The sequence below is a fragment of the Pseudomonas oligotrophica genome, from assembly GCF_021726475.1.
Classification (GTDB): domain Bacteria; phylum Pseudomonadota; class Gammaproteobacteria; order Pseudomonadales; family Pseudomonadaceae; genus Stutzerimonas; species Stutzerimonas oligotrophica.
Genome location: NZ_JAKJRU010000002.1, coordinates 1 through 19611 on the forward strand (window position 1 = coordinate 1; position 19611 = coordinate 19611).

The window sequence follows — 19611 nt, forward strand, 5'->3', positions numbered from 1 at the left end:
GCCTCATGCCAGCCTCGGCTACCGGCCTCCCATCAGCCGCGCTCCGCTTCCACTGAACAACGTAGTGGGTTTACACACCTAGCCACCCCGCCAGCGCTTCGCGCGAGCCCCGACAGCGCGCCGTGACCTGTCATGACCTTGGGGCTACAATGCGCGCCAATTCCAACGCCGGTCCTCCGCGGATCGGCCCCCATCAAGCGTCATCGCGCCGCTTCGGCGACCTGCCCGGAAGGAGAAACCCATGGGTCAGCGTACACCCCTCTACGATCAGCACCTCGCCCTCGGCGCCAAAATGGTCGATTTCGGCGGCTGGGACATGCCGCTGCATTACGGCTCGCAGGTCGAGGAACACCACCAGGTGCGACGTGATTGCGGGGTGTTCGATGTCTCGCACATGACCGTGGTCGACGTCACCGGCGAGCAGGCCACGGCCTACCTGCAGCGCCTGCTGGCCAACGACGTGGCGCGCCTGAAGACGCCGGGGCGCGCGCTCTACAGCGCCATGCTCAACGAGCGCGGCGGGGTGGTCGACGACCTCATCGTCTACCTCACCGAGTGGGGCTACCGCCTGGTGGTCAACGCCGCCACCCGCGACAAGGACCTGGCCTGGATGCAGGCCCAGGCCGCAGGCTTCGCCGTCGAGCTGCGCGAGCGTCCCGAGCTGGCCATGCTGGCGATCCAGGGACCCCATGCCCGCGAGCGCACCATGGAGCTGGTCAGCCAGGGCTGCGCCGCGCTGATCGAGCAGCTCAAGCCGTTCCAGGGCCTGGCCGAGGGCGACTGGTTCATCGGCCGCACCGGCTACACCGGCGAGGACGGCCTGGAGATCATCCTGCCCGCCGAGCAGGCGCCGGACTTCCTCAGCGAACTGGTCGGCGCGGGCATCCCGCCGATCGGCCTCGGCGCGCGCGACACGCTGCGCCTGGAGGCCGGCCTGAACCTCTACGGCCAGGACATGGACGAGGACGTTTCCCCGCTCGCCGCCAACATGGGCTGGACCATTGCCTGGGAGCCGGCCGAGCGCGATTTCGTCGGCCGCCAGGTGCTCGAACAGCAGAAGCTGCGCGACGACCTGCCGCGGCTGGTCGGCCTGGTACTGGAGGAGCGCGGCGTGCTGCGCGCGCACCAGGTGGTGCGGGTCGCCGGGCTGGGAGACGGCGAGATCACCAGTGGCAGTTTCTCGCCTACGCTTGGGAAATCCATCGCCCTGGCCCGCGTGCCGGCCGCCACCGGCGAGCGCGCCGAAGTGGAAATCCGTGGCAAGTGGTATCCGGTGCGGGTGGTGCAGCCGACGTTCGTGCGCCACGGCAAGGTCCTGGTGTAAATTCGGCCGCACTTCGCGCCCAACCGCGTCACCTACTGTCGACAGCCTTGAGGACATTACAAGATGAGCAACATCCCCAGCGATCTGCGTTACGCCTCCAGCCACGAGTGGGCTCGCCTCGAAGCAGACGGCAGCGTCAGCGTCGGCATCTCCGACCACGCCCAGGAAGCGCTGGGCGACGTGGTGTTCGTCGAGCTGCCGGAAGTCGGCCGCAGCCTGAGCGCCGGCCAGGAAGCCGGTGTGGTCGAGTCGGTCAAGGCTGCCTCGGACATCTACGCGCCGGTCTCCGGCGAGGTGATCGCGATCAACGAGGCGCTGACCGATGCGCCCGAGCAGGTCAACGGCGACCCCTATGGCAGCTGGTTCTTCCGCCTGCAGCCGAGCGACCCGGCCGAGCTGGAGAAGCTCCTGGATGCCGCCGCCTACGAGTCCGCCTGCGCCAAAGCCTGACCCATCTGCAAAAGCCCCGCCCTGTCGGGGCTTTTTGTTTTTCGAGAGTGCCGCCATGCCCCATACGCCGAATCTTTCCCAACTCCAGCAACCCGATGCCTTCCTGCATCGCCACCTCGGGCCGGACGCCGGCGAACAGCAGGCGATGCTCGACGCCCTCGGCCTGGCCGGACGCGACCAGCTGATCGACCAGACCGTGCCGCCGGCGATCCGCCTGCAGGGCGAGCTGGCGCTGCCGCCAGCGCTGGACGAGCAGGCGGCCCTCGCGCGGCTGCGCGGCTATGCCGAGCAGAACCAGCTGTGGACCAGCCTGATCGGCATGGGCTACCACGGCACCATCACGCCCACGGTCATCCTGCGCAATGTGCTGGAGAACCCAGGCTGGTACACCGCCTACACCCCCTACCAGCCGGAGATCGCCCAGGGCCGGCTGGAAGCGCTGCTGAACTACCAGCAGATGGTCATCGACCTGACCGGCCTGGACCTGGCCAACGCCTCGCTGCTGGACGAGGCCACCGCGGCGGCCGAAGCCATGGCCCTGGCCAAGCGCGTGGCCAAGAGCAAGAGCAACCGCTTCTTCGTCGACGAGAACTGCCACCCGCAGACCATCTCGGTGGTGCAGACCCGTGCCGAGGCCTTCGGCTTCGAGCTGGTCGTCGCCCCGCTGGACGAACTGGCCGCGCACGAGGTGTTCGGCGCGCTGCTGCAGTACCCGGACACCCATGGCGAGATCCGCGACCTGCGCCCGCTCATCGAGCAGCTGCACGCCGGCCAGGCCCTGGCCTGCGTCGCCGCCGACCTGCTCAGCCTGCTGCTGCTGACCCCGCCGGGTGAACTTGGCGCCGACGTGGTGCTCGGCTCGACCCAGCGCTTCGGCGTGCCGATGGGCTACGGCGGCCCGCACGCCGCCTACTTCGCCAGCCGCGACGAATTCAAGCGCGCCATGCCCGGGCGCATCATCGGCGTGTCCAAGGACGCGCGCGGCAACACCGCGCTGCGCATGGCGCTGCAGACCCGCGAGCAACACATCCGCCGCGAGAAGGCCAACTCCAACATCTGCACCGCGCAGGTGCTGCTGGCCAACATCGCCGGCTTCTACGCCGTCTACCACGGCCCCGAGGGGCTCAAGCGGATCGCCCAGCGCGTGCACCGGCTGACCCGCGTGCTCGCCGCCGGGCTGGAGCGCAAGGGCGTGCAGCGCATCAACACGCACTTCTTCGACACCCTGACCCTCGACGTCGGCGGTGCGCAGACGGCGATCATCGAAAGCGCCGTGGCCGCGCGCATCAACCTGCGCGTGCTCGGTCGCGGCAAGCTCGGCATCAGCCTCGACGAGACCAGCAGCGAAGAGACCGTCGAGCAGCTGCTGGCGATCTTCCTCGGCGCCGATCATGGCCTGGACCTCGCCGAACTGGATGCCGGCGAGCTGCCGGCGGGCATCCCGGGCGAACTGCAGCGCGCCAGCGGCTACCTCGCCCACCCGGTGTTCAATGCGCACCACAGCGAGACCGAGATGCTGCGCTACCTCAAGCAGCTGGAGAACAAGGACCTGGCGCTGAACCAGGCGATGATCCCGCTCGGCTCCTGCACCATGAAGCTCAACGCCACCAGCGAGATGATCCCCATCACCTGGCCGGAGTTCGCCAACCTGCACCCCTTCGCCCCGCGCGAGCAGGCCGCCGGCTACAAGCTGATGATCGACGAGCTGGAGCGCTGGCTGTGCGCGATCACCGGCTTCGATGCCATCAGCATGCAGCCCAACTCCGGCGCCCAGGGCGAGTACGCCGGGCTGGTCGCGATCCGCAAGTACCACGAGAGCCGCGGCGAAGGGCAGCGCGACATCTGCCTGATCCCGTCGTCGGCGCACGGCACCAACCCGGCCTCGGCGCAGATGGTCAGCATGCGCGTGGTCATCGTCGACTGCGACAAGGCCGGCAACGTCGACCTGGAGGATCTCAAGCGCAAGGCTGCCGAGGCCGGCGAGCGGCTGTCCTGCCTGATGATCACCTACCCGTCGACCCATGGCGTCTACGAGGAGAACGTGCGCGAGATCTGCGCGGCGATCCACGCCCAGGGCGGCCAGGTGTACATGGACGGCGCCAACCTCAATGCCCAGGTCGGCCTGGCGCGCCCGGCGGACATCGGCGCCGACGTCTCGCACATGAACCTGCACAAGACCTTCTGCATCCCGCACGGCGGCGGCGGCCCGGGCATGGGCCCGATCGGCGTCAAGGCGCACCTGGCGCCCTTCGTCGCCAACCACCCGGTGGTCGACCTGGACGGTCCGGCGCCGGGCAACGGCGCGGTCAGCGCGGCGCCCTGGGGCAGCGCCAGCATCCTGCCGATCAGCTGGATGTACATCGCCATGATGGGCCCGCGCCTGCGCGATGCCACCGAGGTGGCGATCCTCAACGCCAACTACCTGGCCAACCGCCTGGGCGGCGCCTTCCCGGTGCTCTACGCCGGGCGCAACGGGCGCGTCGCGCATGAGTGCATCCTCGACCTGCGGCCGCTCAAGGCCGAGACCGGGATCAGCGAGGAGGACGTCGCCAAGCGCCTGATGGACTATGGCTTCCACGCGCCGACCATGTCCTTCCCGGTGCCCGGCACGCTGATGATCGAGCCTACCGAGAGCGAATCGAAGGCCGAGCTCGACCGCTTCGTCGAGGCGATGCTGAGCATCCGCGCCGAGATCGCCAAGGTCCAGGAAGGGCAGTGGCCGGCGGACGACAACCCGCTGGTCAATGCGCCGCACACGCTGGCCGATGTCGTCGGCGAGTGGACGCGTGCCTACAGCATCGCCGAGGCGGTCACCCCGAGCGCCCACAGCCGTGCGCACAAGTACTGGCCGGCGGTGAACCGGGTCGACAACGTCTATGGCGACCGCAATCTGTTCTGCGCCTGCGTCCCGGTGGAAGCCTACCGCGACTGAGGGGATGACGGGCTGGGCGGGCGCTGTTGAGCGGCGTCCAGCCGGCAGCGTGGAACGGATCGAGGCATGGCGCTCCGCGCCGGGCGGCGGGTAGCAAGTCGGCACCGCCGCCTCGCAGGCTGGCGGTCGCTTCCTGCATTCACCCAAGGCGCGGCGCGCCGAGGTGACGCTGGCCTGCTACGCGTCAGGCGCCTGCGCGTCTGCGGACGCCTCTTCCAGCAAGCCCAGCCAACTGGCCAGCACCCGCTGCGCCTCTTCCACACCCTGGCGCTTGGGCGCGGAGAACAGCTGCACGCTGACGCCCTCGCCCCAGCCCTTGCGTACCTCGCGCTGGATGGTCAGCAGCGCGCCCTTCGCCGCGCCGAAGGCCAGCTTGTCCGACTTGGTCAGCAGGATGTGCAGGGGCATGCCGGTGGCGTTCGACCAGTCCAGCATCATGCGGTCGAACTCGGTCAGCGGATGGCGGATGTCCATCATCAGGAACACGCCGACCAGACTTTCGCGGCTGCCCAGGTAGGCCTCCAGATGGCGCTGCCAGTGCTGCTTGAGCGGGATCGGCACCTTGGCGAAACCGTAGCCGGGCAGGTCGACCAGGCGGCGCTCGTCGTCGAGGCGGAAGAAGTTCAGCAGCTGCGTGCGCCCCGGTGTCTTCGAGGTGCGCGCCAGGTTGGCGTGGGTCAGGGTGTTCAGCGCGCTGGACTTGCCCGCGTTGGAGCGTCCGGCGAAGGCGACCTCCCGGCCCTCGTCGGTGGGGCACTGGTCCACCTTGGCGGCGCTGATGAGAAAGCTGGCCTGTTGGCAAAGGCCGAGGATGGGATTCTTCGGGAGCATGGTGGGTCCGGTGAGGGCGGCAAGCGCAAGGGGGTGCGGCAATGGTTCATTTCCGTTTCGCAAGCGGAAGTATATAATGCCGCGGATTTTGTGTGCGCTTTGCTCTTAGGAGCCTGGGCACATGCGCGCCGGCATGACGACTGCAGCCGCCTGCCGGATCGCTGCCCGGCGCGTCCATAACGAAGCGCCGCCACTACCGTGCCGGTCTGCGCGGCCCAAGAATTCCACAAACCTTTTAGCCGTAGTTGGATGAGCTGATGAACAAAGTACTCGTGAGTCTGCTGTTGACCCTTGGCATCACCGGTATGGCCCACGCGGCTGGAAACGCCGAGGCCGGGCAGAGCAAAGTTGCAGTCTGTGGCGCCTGCCACGGCACCGATGGCAACAGTGCAGCGCCGAATTTCCCCAAGCTCGCCGGTCAGGGCGAGCGTTATCTGCTCAAGCAGCTGAATGACATCAAGGCCGGCAGCACGCCGGGCGCCGCCGAAGGCGTCGGCCGCAAGGTGCTGGAGATGACCGGCATGCTCGATCCCTACAGCGAGCAGGACCTGGCCGACATCGCCGCCTACTTCTCCAGCCAGAAGATGACCGTCGGCATGGCCGATCCCAAGCTGGTCAAGCAGGGCGAGAAACTGTTCCGCGGCGGCAAGGTCGATGTCGGCATGCCAGCCTGCACCGGCTGCCACGCGCCGAACGGCGCAGGTGTCGCCGGCGCCGCCTTCCCGAAGCTCGGCGGCCAGCATGCGGCCTACACCGCCAAGCAGCTGACCGATTTCCGCGAGGGCAACCGCACCAACGACGGCGACAGCATGATCATGCGCAGCATCGCCGCCAAGCTGAGCAACAAGGACATCGAGGCGCTGGCCAGCTACATCCAGGGCCTGCACTGATTCCTCCGGCTTGAATCGTCGCAAGGGCGGTCAGACCCCAGTCTGACCGCCCTTTTTCGTTGTGCCGGCGGGCCGATCGCCGCGCCGAACCTGTCAAGGCTGCCGCCGGGGCGCCAGAATGTGGCGCCTGCGCGATCGGCCGGGAAAAGCACTGGCGGGCTCCGGCGTTTTGTAGGAGCCTGTCGCGCAATCGTTCAGAGGGTCAAAGGAGTCTCACATGCGTAAGTTCGTACTCGCCGCCGTTCTGGCCACCAGCAGCCTGTTCGGCCTGCCCGCCCTGGCCGCGGATTTCCAGGCCGGCAAGGAGTATGTCGAGTTGAAGAGCCCGGTCCCGGTGGCCGAGCCCGGCAAGGTCGAGGTGGTCGAACTGTTCTGGTACGGCTGCCCGCATTGCTACCAGTTCGAGCCGACCATCAACCCATGGGTCGAGAAGCTGCCCGAGGACGTCTCCTTCAAGCGCATCCCGGCCATGTTCGGCGGCATCTGGAACCTGCACGGCCAGCTGTTCCTGACCCTCGAGAGCATGGGCGTCGAGCAGCAGGTGCACGATGCCATCTTCCGTGCCTACCACGAGCAGGGCAACAAGCTGGCCACGCCCGAGGCGATGGCCGACTTCCTCGAGACCCAGGGCATCGAGCGCGAGGCCTTCCTCAAGGCCTACAACTCGTTCGGCGTGAAGAGCCGCGCCGAGCAGGCGAAGAAACTCGGCATGGCCTACCAGATCACCGGCGTCCCGGTGATGATCGTCAACGGCAAGTACCGTTTCGACCTGGGTTCGGCCGGCGGCCCCGAGCGCGCCCTGCAGGTGGCCGACTTCCTCATCGAGAAAGAGCGCGCGGCGCAGTAAGCGATGTTGCGCCGCTGGAGCTCCGCGCGGCCGGCCAGGCTCCGGCAGGCGCAGGTCAATGCCAACTGCCTGGATCGCAGCGGCCTGCCGAGCGACGGCCGGCTGCGCCTGCTCAGCTTCAACATCCAGGTGGGCATCAACACCCAGGGCTACCACCACTACGTCACCCGCAGCTGGCAGCACCTGCTGCCCCATGCGGGACGCGCGGTGAACCTGCAGCGCATCGGCGAGCTGCTCGGCGGCTATGACCTGGTGGCGCTGCAGGAGGTCGACGGCGGTAGCCTGCGCTCGGACTTCATCAACCAGGTCGAGCGGCTGGCGCACCTGGGTGACTTCCCCTACTGGTACCAGCAACTCAACCGCAACCTCGGTCGCTTCGCCCAGCACAGCAACGGGGTGCTCAGCCGCCTGGCGCCACGCGAGCTGGAGGACCACCCCTTGCCTGGCCCGTCCGGGCGCGGCGCCATCCTGCTGCGCTTTGGCGAAGGTGCCGACGCGCTGCTGGTGGTGGTCATGCACCTGGCCCTCGGCGGCCGCACGCGTACCCGCCAGCTGGCCTACATCCGCGAGACCATCGGCGACTGTCGCAACCTGGTGCTGATGGGCGACATGAACACCCATGCCAGCGAGCTGCTGGAGAGTTCGCCGCTGCGCGACCTCGGCCTGCTGGCGCCGCAGGTCGAGGCGACCTTCCCCAGCTGGCGTCCGCAGCGCTGCCTGGACCACATCCTGCTCAGCCCCAGCCTGGCCCTCGAGCGGGTCGAGGTGCTGCCGCTGCCGATCTCCGACCACCTGCCGGTGGCCGTGGAGATCCGCCTGCCCGACGCGCTGCATGGCGCTGCGCTGCCGGCCCGGCAAGGAGCGCCCGGATGACGGTCGAGACCGAGCGCTGGAAGGAAAAGTACCTGCAGCTGATCGAGCAGCAGGAGCGCCAGGAAGAGCGCTGGAATCACCGTCTCGACCTCCTGCGCCGCAGCCTGGTGCGCAGCAGCCTGGCCCTGGAGGGCGCTGACCCGGCGGTCGAGCAGTGTCTGCAGCAGATGCGCGAGGTGCTCGGTGATGGCGATCTGGACAACGGCCTCGACGTACTGGTACCGCGCCTGGAAAAGGCCGTGCTGGATTCCGATCGCCGCCGCCAGGAACGCACGCAGCAGATGACCGAGGCCCTGCAGCGGCTGCTCGGCCAGTTGCTCGCCCTGCAGCCGCCGGCCGACGTGCGGCGCGGGCTCAAGCGCTTCGGCCGCCTGTTGCAGCGGCGTGCCGCGCAGCCGCGCGAGCTGCCGGCGGTGCTGATGGAGCTTGGCTCGCTGCAAGAGCAGACCCTGCAGGCGCTGGATCGCGAGGCACCGCCCGCCGGGCTGCTGCAGCGCCTGTTCGGTGGCCGGGTGGCGGTGCCGGCCGCCGAATTGCCGGAAGCCGGTACGCAGGAGACGGCCGAGGTCGACGCCGTGCCGGCCACCGACGCCGCCGCGCCTGTGCCGTGCGCTGCGCCAGCCGACGAGACGCCAGCCCCTGAACCGATTCCACAGCCCTGGCTCGAGGCCGCGGCGGCATCCGACTTCGCCCTGCCCGAATCACCCGAGCAGCCCTACAGCGCCATCGCCGAGCATGTCGAAGGCACCCTGCATGCGCTGCTCGATGCCCTGCGCCTGCCGGCGCACCGCCAGCCGCAGGTCGAGGCGTTGCGCGCGCGCATCCAGCAGGGCCTGAACTGGTACGAGCTGGTGCCGGTGCTCGACGACCTCGCCGGCCTGATGATCGCGCTGAGCGACCAGAGCCAGCGCGAGTTCGAGGCCTACCTGCAGACCCTCAACGAGCGCCTGCAGGCGATGCAGAGCAGCCTGAGCGCGGCCCACCAGGGCCACACCGAGGCACAGGCGGCGGCCGACGTGCTCGACAGCCAGTTGCGCGAGCAGGTCGGCGGGCTGCAGGACAGCATGCACCAGGCCACCGACCTGGCCGATCTCAAGCAGGCGGTGGAAGCGCGGCTGGACGGCCTGCTGCACACCGTCGACTGCTACAAGCAGCAGCGCAGCGTGCAGGAGCAGGTGCTGGGCGAGCGCCTGCAGCAGCTGGTCGGCCGGGTCGGCGCGCTGGAGGAGGCGGCGCGCGGCCTGCGCGAGAACCTCGCCGAGCAGCGCCAGAAGGCCCTGGAGGATCCGCTGACGGCGCTGCCCAACCGGGCCGCCTGGAGCGAGCGCCTGGAGCTGGAGGTCGCCCGCTGGCAGCGCTACGGCGGCGAGCTGCTGCTGGCGGTGATCGACATCGACCACTTCAAGCGGATCAACGACAGCTACGGCCACCTGGCCGGCGACCGCGTGCTGCGGATCATCGCCACCGAGCTGCGCAAGCGCCTGCGCAAGACCGACTTCATCGCCCGCTTCGGCGGCGAGGAATTCGTCCTGCTGCTGCCGGCCACCAGCCGCGCGGCCGGTCGCGGCGTGCTGGAAGCGCTGCGTACCGCGATCCAGGCCTGCCCGTTCCACTTCAAGGGCGAACGGGTGGAGGTGACCCTGTGCGCCGGGTTCGCCGAATTCGCCGCGGGCGACGATGGCGAGCAGGTCTTCGAGCGTGCCGACCAGGCGCTCTACCGCGCCAAGCACCTGGGGCGCAATCGCGTCGAATCGGCCTGACGGGCTGCCTGGGACGGCATCGGGCGGCCACGTATAATCGCGCGCCTTCCACTGCCTGCGTCATCGAGCCGTCGACCCGAGGTCCCATGAAAGCCATCGCCCTTGCCGCCCTGCTCGTCCTGCTCGCTGGTTGCGCCAGCGGGCCGCGGATCGATACGCGCCACCGCGCCGTCGCCCAGGACAGCCGCGTGCAGTTCATCGTGCTGCACTACACCTCCACCGATTTCGCCCATTCCCTGGAGCTGCTGTCGCAGGGCGAGGTCAGCAGCCACTACCTGATCGACCGCGAGCCGGGGCCGATCTACCAGCTGGTGGACGAGCAGCGTCGCGCCTGGCATGCCGGCGAGAGCGAGTGGCAGGGGCGCACCTGGCTCAACTCCAGCAGCATCGGCATCGAGCTGGTCAATGCCGGCTACGCCGAGGGTGCCGATGGCCGCCGCCTCTGGTACCCCTATTCGGAGGCACAGATCGACGCGCTCATCGTGCTGCTCAAGGACATCATGCAGCGCCACGGCCTGAAGCCCGGCGCAATCGTCGGCCACAGCGACATCGCGCCCCAGCGCAAGGTCGATCCCGGCCCGCTGTTCCCCTGGCAGCGCCTGGCCGAGGCCGGCCTGCTGCCTTGGCCGGCGGACAGCGCGGTGGCGGCGCACCGGGCGGCGTTCGCCGCGGCGCTGCCGCCGGTGGCCTGGTTCCAGGAGCGTCTCGCCGCCCAGGGCTACGCGGTGCCGCGCCACGGCATGCTCGACGAGCAGACCCGCAACGTGATCGCCGCTTTCCAGATGAAGTACCGCCCGGCCCGCTACGACGGCGAGCCCGACGCCGAGACCGCGGCCCTGCTGGCGGCGCTGCAGACCGCGCGCTGAGGCCGCCATGCCGGCCGGCTCAGACCGGCAGGGCGACGTAGAAGATGGTGCCGTGGCCGATGCGCGAGTGCACGCCGATGCGCCCGCCATGCAGCTGGGCGATTTCCTTGCACAGCGCCAGGCCGAGGCCGGCGCCGCCGCGGCGGCGGCCGATCTGCACGAAGGGCTCGAAGATGCGCGCCTGCTGGCTGTAGGGAATGCCCTCGCCGTTGTCCTCGACGCTGAGGATGATCCGCTCGCCGTGATGGCGCGCCAGCAGGCGCACCTCGCCGCCGTCCGGCGTATGGCGCAGGGCGTTGCTCAGCAGGTTGTCCAGCACGCGGTCGATCTGCTGACGGTCGAGCAGCATGCCCGGCAGCGGCTCCTGCACCTCCAGCGACAGCTGCACCTGCCGTGCGGCAGCCAGGGCGACGAAGCGCTGGCGTGCGCCTTCCAGCAGCTCGCCGATGTCGCACTGGACCAGTTCCAGCTTCTGCTGGCCGCTCTGGTAGCGCGAGAAGTTGAGCAGGTCGTTGATCAGGCGGACCAGGCGCTGCATCTCCTCGTGCACGGTGACCAGCAGGTCCGATTCACGGCTGCCCTGGGGAAACTGCAGGCGTTCGCGCAGCAGGCTGAAGGCCATCTGCATGCCGGTCACCGGCGTGCGCAGCTCGTGGGACGCGCGCAGGACGAACTCGTTGCGTACGCGCTCGAAGGTGCGCTGGTCGGTGACGTCGTGCAGCACCATTACCGCGCCGCTGATGCTGCCGTCGTGATGGCTGACCGGGCTCATGCGCCAGGCCAGCAGGCGGCGCTCGCCGTCGGCCTCGATGATCAGGTCCTGCGGCGGCGCCGACAGTGGCTTGTCCTCCAGGACCTGGCGCGCGGCCTCGTCGAGCTCGGGGCTGGCCAGGGCCTCGCCGACCCGCGCGCCGAGGTGCTCCTCGTCCCAGGCCAGCTGGCGCTGCGCCACCGGGTTGGCGTGTTCCAGGCGGCCGTCGCGGTCGATGATCAGCAGGCCGTCGTCGATGCTGTCGAGCAGCGCCTGCAGGCGTTGCTGGCCGTTGACCAGGGCTTCCACGTTGGTCTGCTTGAACTCGTTCAGGGCCTGGGCCATCAGGCCGAAGCGGCGGCTCAGCGAGGACAGCTCGGCGATCGGCGAGGCGGGCAGGTCGATGGCGAAGTCGCCGCGGCCGATCTGGTCGGCGGCGGCCGACAGCCGCTCGATCGGCTCGCCGAAGCGGCGGGCGAAGCTGTGCGCGGTGATGAAGCCGATCAGCAATACCGCGACACCGGTCAGCCCGAGCACGCCGGCCAGCAGCATGGCGCGGTTGCGGCTGTGCGACTCCATGTCGCGGATGCGCTGGTAGGCGCGTTCCTGGCTCGCCAGCAGCTGTTCGCGCACCGCGGAAAAGGCATCGCCCAGGGCTTCCTGGTCGGGGGGCCGTATCCCGGGGCGTTCGAGGTGCAGGGCGAAGCGTGAGAAGGTCTCGCCTATGGCGCGCAGCTCCTGCTGCTCGTCCGGATTGCGGCTGCTGTTCAGGCGTTCTCCGAGGGTGCGCTCGAATCGGCTGCGCTCGCGCGTCAGTTGCGCCGCGTCCGGCTCGGCGCGCAACCGCTCGATGAGCAGGTTGCCGAGCGCATGGCGCATCTGCTGGGTCAGCTCGATGGTGCCGAAGTTCTCATCGATCAGGCGCTCCTGGCTCTTGGCCATCTGCATGACGCTGACCAGCGCCAGCATCAGGCCCAGCAGGGCCACGGTCATGAGCGCCGAGAACCCGAGGAACAGTCGGGTCCGAAGCTTCATGTGCAGTTTCATAGGCCGTACTGCTTGCGCTTGCGATACAGCGTCGAGGCATCGATGCCGAGGATGCGCGCGGCCTGCTCGAGGGTGTCGCTGGTGCTCAGCACGCCGGCGATGTGCGCGCGTTCCAGTGCCTCCAGGCTCATCGGCTCGCCGATGCGCGGCGCGTTGCTGCCGGCCTGCTCGCCGAGGCCGAGGTGGTGCACCTCGATCATCGGCTGCGGGCAGATGATGCTGGCGCGCTCGACCACGTTGCGCAGCTCGCGCACGTTGCCCGGCCAGCGGTAGGCCTTGAGCGCGGCGATGGCGCCGTCGCTGAAGCCGCGCGCCGGGCGGCCATAGCTCTTGACGAAGGAGGCGAGGAAGCGCTCGGCCAGGGCCAGCACGTCCTCGGGCCGCTCGCGCATCGGCGGCAGGTTGAGGGTGATGACGTTGAGGCGGTAGAGCAGGTCCTCGCGGAACTTGCCCTCGCGCACCATCTCCTCGAGGTTGAGGTTGGTCGCCGCGAGGATGCGCACGTCGGCGCGGCGGGTCACCGGGTCGCCGACGCGCTCGTATTCCTTGTCCTGGATGAAGCGCAGCAGCTTGGGCTGCAGGGCCAGCGGGAAATCGCCGATCTCGTCGAGGAACAGGGTGCCGCCGTCGGCCTGGTTGACCCGCCCGAGGGTGCTCTCGGTGGCGCCGGTGAAGGCGCCGCGGTTGTGGCCGAACAGCTCGCTTTCCATCAGGTCGGCCGACAGCGACGGGCAGTTGATGGTGACGAAGGCCTTCTTCGAGCGCCGGCTCCAGTTGTGGATGGCGCGCGACAGTTCGCCCTTGCCGGTACCGGACTCGCCGAGGATGAGGATGTTGGCGTCGGTGTCGGCGACCTGCCGGGCGGTCTCCAGCACCGCCATCATCGCCGGGCTGTGCGAGCCGAGCGCATCGTTGCGCTGCTGGATCTGGCCTTCCAGCGCCTCCAGGCGCGCCGCCATCTGGCGGACTTCCAGCTGCTTGGCAGCGGAGAGGCGCAGTTGCTCGGGGCTGCAGGGCTTGAGCAGGTAGTCGGCAGCGCCGGCCTGCATGGCATCGACCGCGGTATCCACCCCCGAATGCGCGGTGACGATCACCACGCGCATCCAGGGCGCCAGGGTGCGCATCATCTGCAGCACGTCCAGGCCGTTGTCTTCGCCCAGGCGCAGGTCGAGGAAGCACAGGTCGAACACCTGGCGCTGCAGCACGGCCTCGGCCTGGGCGGCGCTGGCAGCGGTCATCACGGTGTAGCCGCGATCCTCCAGGCAATAGCGGAAGGTACGCAGGATCGCCGCTTCGTCATCCACCAGGAGGATGCGTCCGCCGGTTTCCGTGGTCTGCTCCATGAAGGCTCCAATCAGCAAAGGCGAGAAAAAAGACCCCCGCAACGGCCCGAGCGGCCGGCGCGAGTGCTTAGTCTATGAAAAGTCTTGCAAGTTGCACGGTCCCGCTGTCGGCTGCCGTCGCCGAGGCTTTGCATGGTGGTGGAGCACGGCTCGCCGATTGCGGTCGAATCCAGACCGGCACGTGCGTGCCGGACGACTCGAAACGAGGAGGATCGCATGAACACAACCGTCCAACAGCTCAACGAACTGATCGAGATCACCCGTGACGGCCAGCGTTTCTACCAGCACGCCATCGACGAAGTAAAGGACGTCGAGCTGCAGCACCTGTTTCGCGACCTGGCCCAGGCCAAGACCCAGGTGATCCAGGCGCTCGCCGTCAAGGTCGCGGCGCAGCACGAACAGCCGGCGGTCGACGGCACGGCCGTCGGGCGCTTGCGCGAGTTCTATGCCGACCTGCGGGCGCATGTCGGCGACCGCTCCAAGGCCTATGTCGAGCAGCTCGAGCATGCCGAGGCGAGGATTCTGCAGGCCTTCGAGGATGCGCTCGACGGCGCTGCGCCGGACGTCAAGGCGCTGCTGGCGATCGAGCTGCCGCGCCTGCGCGCCTGTCATCAGCGGATTCGCGAGGTCCGCCAGCGGCTGGGATGAGCCATTGCAAATTGCATGGGCCAGCACGGGGTCTCTTGCAATTTACGTTGCGCGCTTGGCGCACTGCTTTTATAACTAGTTGAAAAATAAGAAGAAAATAAAGGATGCGTTCTGGCATGCCGGCTGCAATGAGTCATGCAAACCCGTTTGCACGACCACATGCTTAGAAGGAGTTGAGGATGAACCGCCAAGCCCGCTTTTCCCTAGCCAGCAAAGGTTTCCTCACCGCAGCCGTCGTCTTCCTGATCGTGGGCGCGGAGCGTCCGCTGTCCCAACCGCTCGAGCAGGAAACCCCGATGGCGGCGGAACGAATCGGCATATACGACGCTCAACCAATTGAGATCACGCGAACCGGTCAGGCGCCGCAGGCGCTGGACTACCGCTCGCTGCGCTCGGAGCAGCGCTGGGTCTTCTGACCCGACGCTGAGCTGGGATCAAGGAAGCGACAGGGTCAGGGACGACCGGCGAGCAAGTTCGCTGAATGTTCCGTAGCAAGAGGAGTCAAGCCATGCTGAGTTGGGCCATTACCTTCCTGATCATCGCAATCATCGCCGCGGTACTGGGCTTCGGTGGCATCGCCGGTACGGCAACGGGTATCGCCAAGATCCTGTTCGTGGTGTTCCTGGTGCTGTTCGTGGCATCGCTTATCTTCGGCCGCGGACGCGGTCCACGCGTCTGATCGTAGTACGGGCCGCCCTCCGGGGCGGCTGCCACCCAGGGAAGCGGTAGCGGCACAGGACGCCGGAATCTTGCGAAGGGCGCCCAGGCGACCTTCTACATCGGAGCGTTCGCCCAGGCGAACGTTCCCAGGGATCGGTCCCATTGCGGGTGAACCAGGGGGTCGGGACGCTCTGCCAGGCGGAGTGACCTAGGGGTACAGGGAGTACCCCCGAGCTTCGGACCAGGTTCGGCAGGCTGCCGCCGGGGTGGCTGAGATGATCGCCCCGGCAGGCAGCCCGACACAGCGCATCGGCGCTGTCACGTCATTGACGTTCTGCCTTGCGGCCGGCACCGCTATCATCGCCGCCAGTCGCAACGGGAGAATGTCATGCTCAACGGCCTCTGGCTGGGTTTCTTCGTCGTCGCCGCGCTGGCCGCCTTTGCGCGCTGGCTGCTGGGCGGCGACGCCACCGTCTTTGCCGCCCTCGTCGAAAGCCTGTTCGCCATGGCCAAGCTGGCCGTGGAAGTGATGATCCTGCTGTTCGGCACCCTGACGCTGTGGCTGGGGTTCCTGCGTATCGCCGAGAAGGCCGGCCTGGTCGAAGCCTTGGCGCGGCTGCTCGGCCCGCTGTTTCGTCGGCTGATGCCGGAGGTGCCGGCGGGCCATCCGGCGCTGGGCCTGATCACCCTCAACTTCGCCGCCAACGGCCTCGGCCTGGACAACGCCGCCACGCCGATCGGGCTCAAGGCCATGCGCGCCCTGCAGACGCTCAACCCGTCGGAAACCACCGCAAGCAACGCCCAGATCCTGTTTCTGGTGCTCAACGCCTCTTCGCTGACCCTGCTGCCGGTGTCGATCTTCATGTACCGCGTACAGCAGGGCGCCGACGATCCCACCCTGGTGTTCCTGCCGATCCTGCTGGCGACCAGCGCCTCGACGCTGGCCGGCCTGCTGTCGGTGGCTGTAATGCAGCGCCTGCGCCTCTGGGACCCGGTGGTGCTGGCCTACCTGGTGCCCGGGGCGCTGTTGCTCGGTGGCTTCATGGCGCTGCTCGCCGGGCTCTCGGCGACCGCGTTGGCGTCGTTGTCCTCGCTGCTCGGCAACCTCACGCTGTTCGGCCTGATCGTCGTCTTCGTGATGGTCGGCGCGCTGCGCAAGGTGCCGGTCTACGAAAGCTTCGTCGAAGGCGCCAAGGAAGGCTTCGACGTGGCCAAGAGCCTGTTGCCCTACCTGGTGGCGATGCTGGTGGCGGTCGGTGCCCTGCGCGCCTCCGGTGCGCTGGAGTTCGGCCTGGACGGCATCCGCTGGCTGGTCGAGGCGTTCGGCTGGGACACCCGCTTCGTCGATGCCTTGCCCACCGCGCTGGTCAAGCCGTTCTCCGGTTCGGCGGCGCGGGCGATGCTGATCGAGACCATGCAGAACCACGGCGTCGACAGCTTTCCTGCGCTGGTCGCCGCGACGCTGCAGGGCAGTACCGAGACCACCTTCTATGTACTGGCGGTGTATTTCGGCGCGGTGGGCATCCAGCGGGCGCGGCATGCGGTGGGCTGTGCGCTGTTGGCGGACCTGGCCGGGGTGATCGCAGCGATCGGGGTGTGCTACTGGTTCTTCGGTTGACGCCGACTGCGGCTTGATGCGCGCGTAGGGTGGATGGCCGAAGCCATCCACCGGGTGCGGTACCGAGCTTCATCGTCCTGCCGTTTATCGAGCCGCCTGGTGGGCCGGGTTCTCTTCGCCCGCGCAAAGAGCAACGTGCGCGGCTCTGCCGCTGGATGGCCTCGGCGATCGAACCCTATACGAAGCCTTGTCCCTGCGGCTGCCACAAAAAAAGAGCCCGCCGGGCGGCGGGCTAAAGCGCGGCTCGTTGCCAGAGCCGAAACACCGGCTCGGCGAGAAACATCACCAGGAACAACCTGAGCACCTGCACCGCCGTCACCAGCGCCACCGACAGCTGCAACGCCTCGGCGGTCAGGCACAGCTCGGTGATGCCGCCGGGCATCATGCCGAGCATCAGCGACACACCGTCCAGGGCGGTCAGCCAGCCCAGCCCCGCGCCCAGCGCGGCGGCCGCCAGCATGGCCAGCAGGGTGAAGGCGAGGATGCGCAGCAGGAAGGCCGGCGCACTGCGGAAGAACGGCCGGTCGAAATGACAGGCCAGCGAGCAGCCGATCAGCCACTGGCCGAGCGCGCCGGCCCAGCCCGGCAGGCCGATGTGCAGGTCGAACGCCACACTGGCCAGCGCGCAGGTGGTCAGCGGGCCGAGCATCCAGGGGTTGGGCTGGCCGAGGCGCTTCCAGAGCAGCGCCAGCAGGCCGCCGGCCGGCAGCAGCACGGCCAGCCAGGGCCAGCTCACCGGCGCCGGCGGCGGTGCGTCCATCGGCGGCAGGCCCCAGGTGAACAGCGCCGGCACCACCAGCACCACCAGCAGCAGGCGCAGGCTGTGCGCCGCCGCCACGCTGGCCGCCTCGGCCCGGTGCCGGTTGGCCAGCACCACCATCTCGCTGGCGCCGCCCGGCATGCTGGCGAAGAACGCGGTGGCGCGGTCGCTGCCGCTGCGCAGCAGGATGAACAGGCCGATCAGGCTGAGCAGCAGGGTGCCGAGCGCGCCGGCGAGGATCGCGCCGAAGTGCGCCAGCACCTCGCGCATCACCTCGCCGGTGAAGTGCAGGCCGATGGCGCTGGCGACGATCCATTGCCCGACCTGCCGGCCGCGCGGCACTTCAGTGACCAGCCAGCCGCTGCAGCGCACGGCGATCACTGCCAGCAGCGAGCCGACCATCCACGGCAGTGGCCAGTTGGCCAGGCTCGCCAGCCAGCCGCCGAACGCACCGATCAGCGGGGTCGCCCACCAGGCCGGCAACCGTTGGCGCATGTCAGGCCTGCGCCTCGACCACGTTGCCGCGACGGCGCTTGAGGTACCAGCGCAACCCCGGCATGGCCAGCATCGCCACGGTCAGCGCCCACAGCGCCAGGGTGATCGGGCTGCCCCAGAGAATGCCCAGCTCGCCGTTGGAGATCGACAGCGCGCGGCGCAGGTTGTCTTCCATCATCTCGCCGAGCACGAAGCCGAGGATCAGCGCCGACAGCGGGAAGTCCAGCTTGCGCAGCAGGTAACCGAACACGCCGAGGCCGACCATCAGCACCAGGTCGAAGGTGGTGCTGTGTACCGAATACACGCCGACCATGCTGATCACGGTGATCGCCGGCACCAGCACCCAGTTCGGCACGGCGAGCATGCGCGAGAACAGGCCGACCAGCGGGATGTTCATCACCAAGAGGATCACGTTGCCGATGAACAGCGAGGCGATCAGGCCCCAGACCACGTCCGGCTGCTGTTCGAACAGCAGCGGGCCGGGGGTGATGTTGTACAGCGTCAGCGCGCCGATCATCACCGCGGTGGTGCCCGAACCCGGCACGCCGAGGGTCAGCATGGGGATCAGCGAGCCGCAGGCCGAGGCGTTGTTGGCCGATTCCGGGGCGGCCAGGCCGCGCAGGTCGCCGTCGCCGAAGCGGCCCTTGGCACCGGCCATGCGCTTCTCGCTCATATAGGTCATGGCGCTGGCGATGGTCGCCCCGGCGCCCGGCAGGGTGCCGATGACGAAGCCGGCCACGGCGCTGCGCACCATGGTCCAGAAGGTCAGGCACAGTTCCTTCATGTTGAACAGCAGCCGGCCGCTGGCCTTGACCGCCTGCTGGCCGCTGTGGGTCTTCTCCAGCATCAAGAGAATCTCGCTGACGCTGAAGAAGCCGATCACCACGATGACGAACTGGATGCCGTCGGACAGGCTGACGCTGCCGAAGGTGAAGCGGTAGACGCCGGTGGTCGAGTCGACACCGACGGTAGCCAGGGCCAGGCCCATCAGCGCGGCCATCAGGGTCTTCACCGGCTTGTCGCCGACCATGCCGCCGAGACAGGCGATGGCGAAGATCATCAGCACGAAGTATTCCGCCGGGCCGAAGGCCACCGCCCACTTGGCCAGCAGCGGGGCGAACAGCACCACGCCGCAGGTGGCGATGATGCTGCCGATGAACGAACTGACCGCGGAAAGCGAAAGGGCGATGCCGGCCTTGCCCTGGCGCGCCAGCGGGTAGCCGTCGAGGGTGGTCATCACCGCGGCGGCATCACCCGGCACGTTGAGCAGGATCGCCGAGATACGCCCGCCGTATTCGCAGCCCAGGTACACCGCGGCGAGCAGGATCAGCGCGGTCTCCGGCGGCAGGCCGAGGGCGAACGCCAGCGGCAGCAAGAGCGCCACGCCATTGATCGGGCCGAGGCCGGGCAAGAGGCCGACGACGGTGCCGACGAAGGCGCCGAACAGCGCCACCAGCAGGTTGGTCGGCCGGGTGGCGACATCGAAGCCCTGCATCAAGAAGTTCAAAGTTTCCAT

Annotated in this window: 17 protein-coding genes; 12 read left to right on the forward strand and 5 right to left on the reverse strand. The window is 68.5% G+C overall.

What is annotated here, in order from left to right; genetic code table 11:
- The first annotated feature begins 241 nt into the window (after positions 1–241).
- From gcvT to gcvP, 3 genes are all read left to right on the forward strand, one after another.
- A complete protein-coding gene (gene gcvT, locus L3N39_RS03905) occupies positions 242–1324 on the forward strand; it encodes a glycine cleavage system aminomethyltransferase GcvT (RefSeq protein ID WP_237255976.1) in 1083 nt (360 codons plus the stop codon).
- 63 nt (positions 1325–1387) lie between these two features.
- Complete coding sequence (gene gcvH / locus L3N39_RS03910) at positions 1388–1774, forward strand: glycine cleavage system protein GcvH (protein ID WP_237255978.1); 387 nt, start codon at positions 1388–1390, stop codon at positions 1772–1774.
- Between the two features lie 55 nt (positions 1775–1829).
- Complete coding sequence (gcvP, locus tag L3N39_RS03915; protein ID WP_237255981.1) at positions 1830–4706, forward strand: aminomethyl-transferring glycine dehydrogenase; 2877 nt, start codon at positions 1830–1832, stop codon at positions 4704–4706.
- 177 nt (positions 4707–4883) lie between these two features.
- On the opposite strand, the gene yihA is transcribed toward gcvP, so the two are convergent.
- Entirely contained in the window at positions 4884–5537 is a 654-nt protein-coding gene (gene yihA, locus L3N39_RS03920; protein ID WP_237255983.1) for a ribosome biogenesis GTP-binding protein YihA/YsxC, read from the reverse strand.
- A gap of 257 nt (positions 5538–5794) precedes the next feature.
- Between yihA and L3N39_RS03925 the strand changes: the two genes are divergently transcribed.
- From L3N39_RS03925 to L3N39_RS03945, 5 genes are all read left to right on the forward strand, one after another.
- The gene (locus L3N39_RS03925; RefSeq protein WP_237255984.1) at positions 5795–6427 is read left to right on the forward strand and encodes a c-type cytochrome; all 633 of its coding nucleotides are present in this window, start codon (positions 5795–5797) and stop codon (positions 6425–6427) included.
- 217 nt (positions 6428–6644) lie between these two features.
- The gene (locus L3N39_RS03930; RefSeq protein ID WP_237255985.1) at positions 6645–7274 is read left to right on the forward strand and encodes a thiol:disulfide interchange protein DsbA/DsbL; all 630 of its coding nucleotides are present in this window, start codon (positions 6645–6647) and stop codon (positions 7272–7274) included.
- 3 nt (positions 7275–7277) lie between these two features.
- Positions 7278–8147, forward strand: coding sequence for an endonuclease/exonuclease/phosphatase family protein (locus L3N39_RS03935; RefSeq protein WP_237255986.1), 870 nt, complete (start codon positions 7278–7280; stop codon positions 8145–8147).
- Complete coding sequence (locus tag L3N39_RS03940) at positions 8144–9907, forward strand: GGDEF domain-containing protein (RefSeq protein ID WP_237255987.1); 1764 nt, start codon at positions 8144–8146, stop codon at positions 9905–9907. Before L3N39_RS03935 ends, L3N39_RS03940 begins: the two co-directional genes overlap by 4 nt.
- Before the next feature lie 86 nt (positions 9908–9993).
- Positions 9994–10773: an N-acetylmuramoyl-L-alanine amidase gene (locus L3N39_RS03945; protein WP_237255988.1), complete on the forward strand. Its 780-nt coding sequence runs from the start codon at positions 9994–9996 to the stop codon at positions 10771–10773.
- Positions 10774–10792: 19 nt separating this feature from the next.
- Here the strand turns inward: L3N39_RS03945 and L3N39_RS03950 are convergent, their stop codons facing one another.
- Both L3N39_RS03950 and algB read right to left on the reverse strand, forming a co-directional pair.
- Positions 10793–12571 (reverse strand): ATP-binding protein, encoded by a 1779-nt coding sequence (locus L3N39_RS03950; RefSeq protein ID WP_237255989.1) that lies wholly within the window; start codon positions 12569–12571, stop codon positions 10793–10795.
- On the reverse strand, positions 12568–13914 hold the full coding sequence (algB, locus tag L3N39_RS03955) for a sigma-54-dependent response regulator transcription factor AlgB (protein ID WP_237255990.1): 1347 nt from the start codon (positions 13912–13914) through the stop codon (positions 12568–12570). The genes L3N39_RS03950 and algB overlap by 4 nt, the downstream gene beginning before the upstream one ends.
- 216 nt (positions 13915–14130) lie before the next feature.
- On the opposite strand from algB, the gene L3N39_RS03960 reads away from it, so the two are divergent.
- The 4 genes from L3N39_RS03960 (at position 14131) to L3N39_RS03975 (ending at position 16840) form a co-directional block, all read left to right on the forward strand.
- Positions 14131–14562 carry a ferritin-like domain-containing protein gene (locus tag L3N39_RS03960; RefSeq protein WP_237255991.1) on the forward strand — a complete coding sequence of 144 codons (432 nt, stop codon included), beginning with the start codon at positions 14131–14133 and terminating at the stop codon, positions 14560–14562.
- A gap of 179 nt (positions 14563–14741) precedes the next feature.
- Entirely contained in the window at positions 14742–14978 is a 237-nt protein-coding gene (locus L3N39_RS03965) for a hypothetical protein (protein WP_237255992.1), read from the forward strand.
- Positions 14979–15070: 92 nt separating this feature from the next.
- The gene (locus L3N39_RS03970; RefSeq protein ID WP_003282841.1) at positions 15071–15241 is read left to right on the forward strand and encodes a DUF1328 domain-containing protein; all 171 of its coding nucleotides are present in this window, start codon (positions 15071–15073) and stop codon (positions 15239–15241) included.
- Positions 15242–15610: 369 nt separating this feature from the next.
- Positions 15611–16840 carry a nucleoside recognition domain-containing protein gene (locus L3N39_RS03975; protein ID WP_237255993.1) on the forward strand — a complete coding sequence of 410 codons (1230 nt, stop codon included), beginning with the start codon at positions 15611–15613 and terminating at the stop codon, positions 16838–16840.
- A gap of 232 nt (positions 16841–17072) precedes the next feature.
- On the opposite strand, the gene L3N39_RS03980 is transcribed toward L3N39_RS03975, so the two are convergent.
- The gene (locus L3N39_RS03980; protein WP_237255994.1) at positions 17073–18095 is read right to left on the reverse strand and encodes an AbrB family transcriptional regulator; all 1023 of its coding nucleotides are present in this window, start codon (positions 18093–18095) and stop codon (positions 17073–17075) included.
- A gap of 1 nt (position 18096) precedes the next feature.
- Positions 18097–19611, reverse strand: coding sequence for a tripartite tricarboxylate transporter permease (locus tag L3N39_RS03985; protein ID WP_237255995.1), 1515 nt, complete (start codon positions 19609–19611; stop codon positions 18097–18099).

Excerpts from the sequence above, each read along its gene's own strand:
- L3N39_RS03980 (WP_237255994.1), bottom strand. The coding sequence starts at position 18,095 with ATGCGCCAACGGTTGCCGGCCTGGTGGGCGACCCCGCTGATCGGTGCG.
- L3N39_RS03935 (WP_237255986.1), top strand. The coding sequence starts at position 7,278 with ATGTTGCGCCGCTGGAGCTCCGCGCGGCCGGCCAGGCTCCGGCAGGCG.
- gcvP (WP_237255981.1), top strand. The coding sequence starts at position 1,830 with ATGCCCCATACGCCGAATCTTTCCCAACTCCAGCAACCCGATGCCTTC.
- L3N39_RS03945 (WP_237255988.1), top strand. The coding sequence starts at position 9,994 with ATGAAAGCCATCGCCCTTGCCGCCCTGCTCGTCCTGCTCGCTGGTTGC.
- algB (WP_237255990.1), bottom strand. The coding sequence starts at position 13,914 with ATGGAGCAGACCACGGAAACCGGCGGACGCATCCTCCTGGTGGATGAC.
- L3N39_RS03940 (WP_237255987.1), top strand. The coding sequence starts at position 8,144 with ATGACGGTCGAGACCGAGCGCTGGAAGGAAAAGTACCTGCAGCTGATC.
- L3N39_RS03985 (WP_237255995.1), bottom strand. The coding sequence starts at position 19,611 with ATGGAAACTTTGAACTTCTTGATGCAGGGCTTCGATGTCGCCACCCGG.
- L3N39_RS03960 (WP_237255991.1), top strand. The coding sequence starts at position 14,131 with ATGAACACAACCGTCCAACAGCTCAACGAACTGATCGAGATCACCCGT.
- gcvT (WP_237255976.1), top strand. The coding sequence starts at position 242 with ATGGGTCAGCGTACACCCCTCTACGATCAGCACCTCGCCCTCGGCGCC.
- L3N39_RS03965 (WP_237255992.1), top strand. The coding sequence starts at position 14,742 with ATGAACCGCCAAGCCCGCTTTTCCCTAGCCAGCAAAGGTTTCCTCACC.
- yihA (WP_237255983.1), bottom strand. The coding sequence starts at position 5,537 with ATGCTCCCGAAGAATCCCATCCTCGGCCTTTGCCAACAGGCCAGCTTT.
- L3N39_RS03975 (WP_237255993.1), top strand. The coding sequence starts at position 15,611 with ATGCTCAACGGCCTCTGGCTGGGTTTCTTCGTCGTCGCCGCGCTGGCC.
- L3N39_RS03970 (WP_003282841.1), top strand. The coding sequence starts at position 15,071 with ATGCTGAGTTGGGCCATTACCTTCCTGATCATCGCAATCATCGCCGCG.
- L3N39_RS03925 (WP_237255984.1), top strand. The coding sequence starts at position 5,795 with ATGAACAAAGTACTCGTGAGTCTGCTGTTGACCCTTGGCATCACCGGT.
- L3N39_RS03950 (WP_237255989.1), bottom strand. The coding sequence starts at position 12,571 with ATGAAACTGCACATGAAGCTTCGGACCCGACTGTTCCTCGGGTTCTCG.
- gcvH (WP_237255978.1), top strand. The coding sequence starts at position 1,388 with ATGAGCAACATCCCCAGCGATCTGCGTTACGCCTCCAGCCACGAGTGG.
- L3N39_RS03930 (WP_237255985.1), top strand. The coding sequence starts at position 6,645 with ATGCGTAAGTTCGTACTCGCCGCCGTTCTGGCCACCAGCAGCCTGTTC.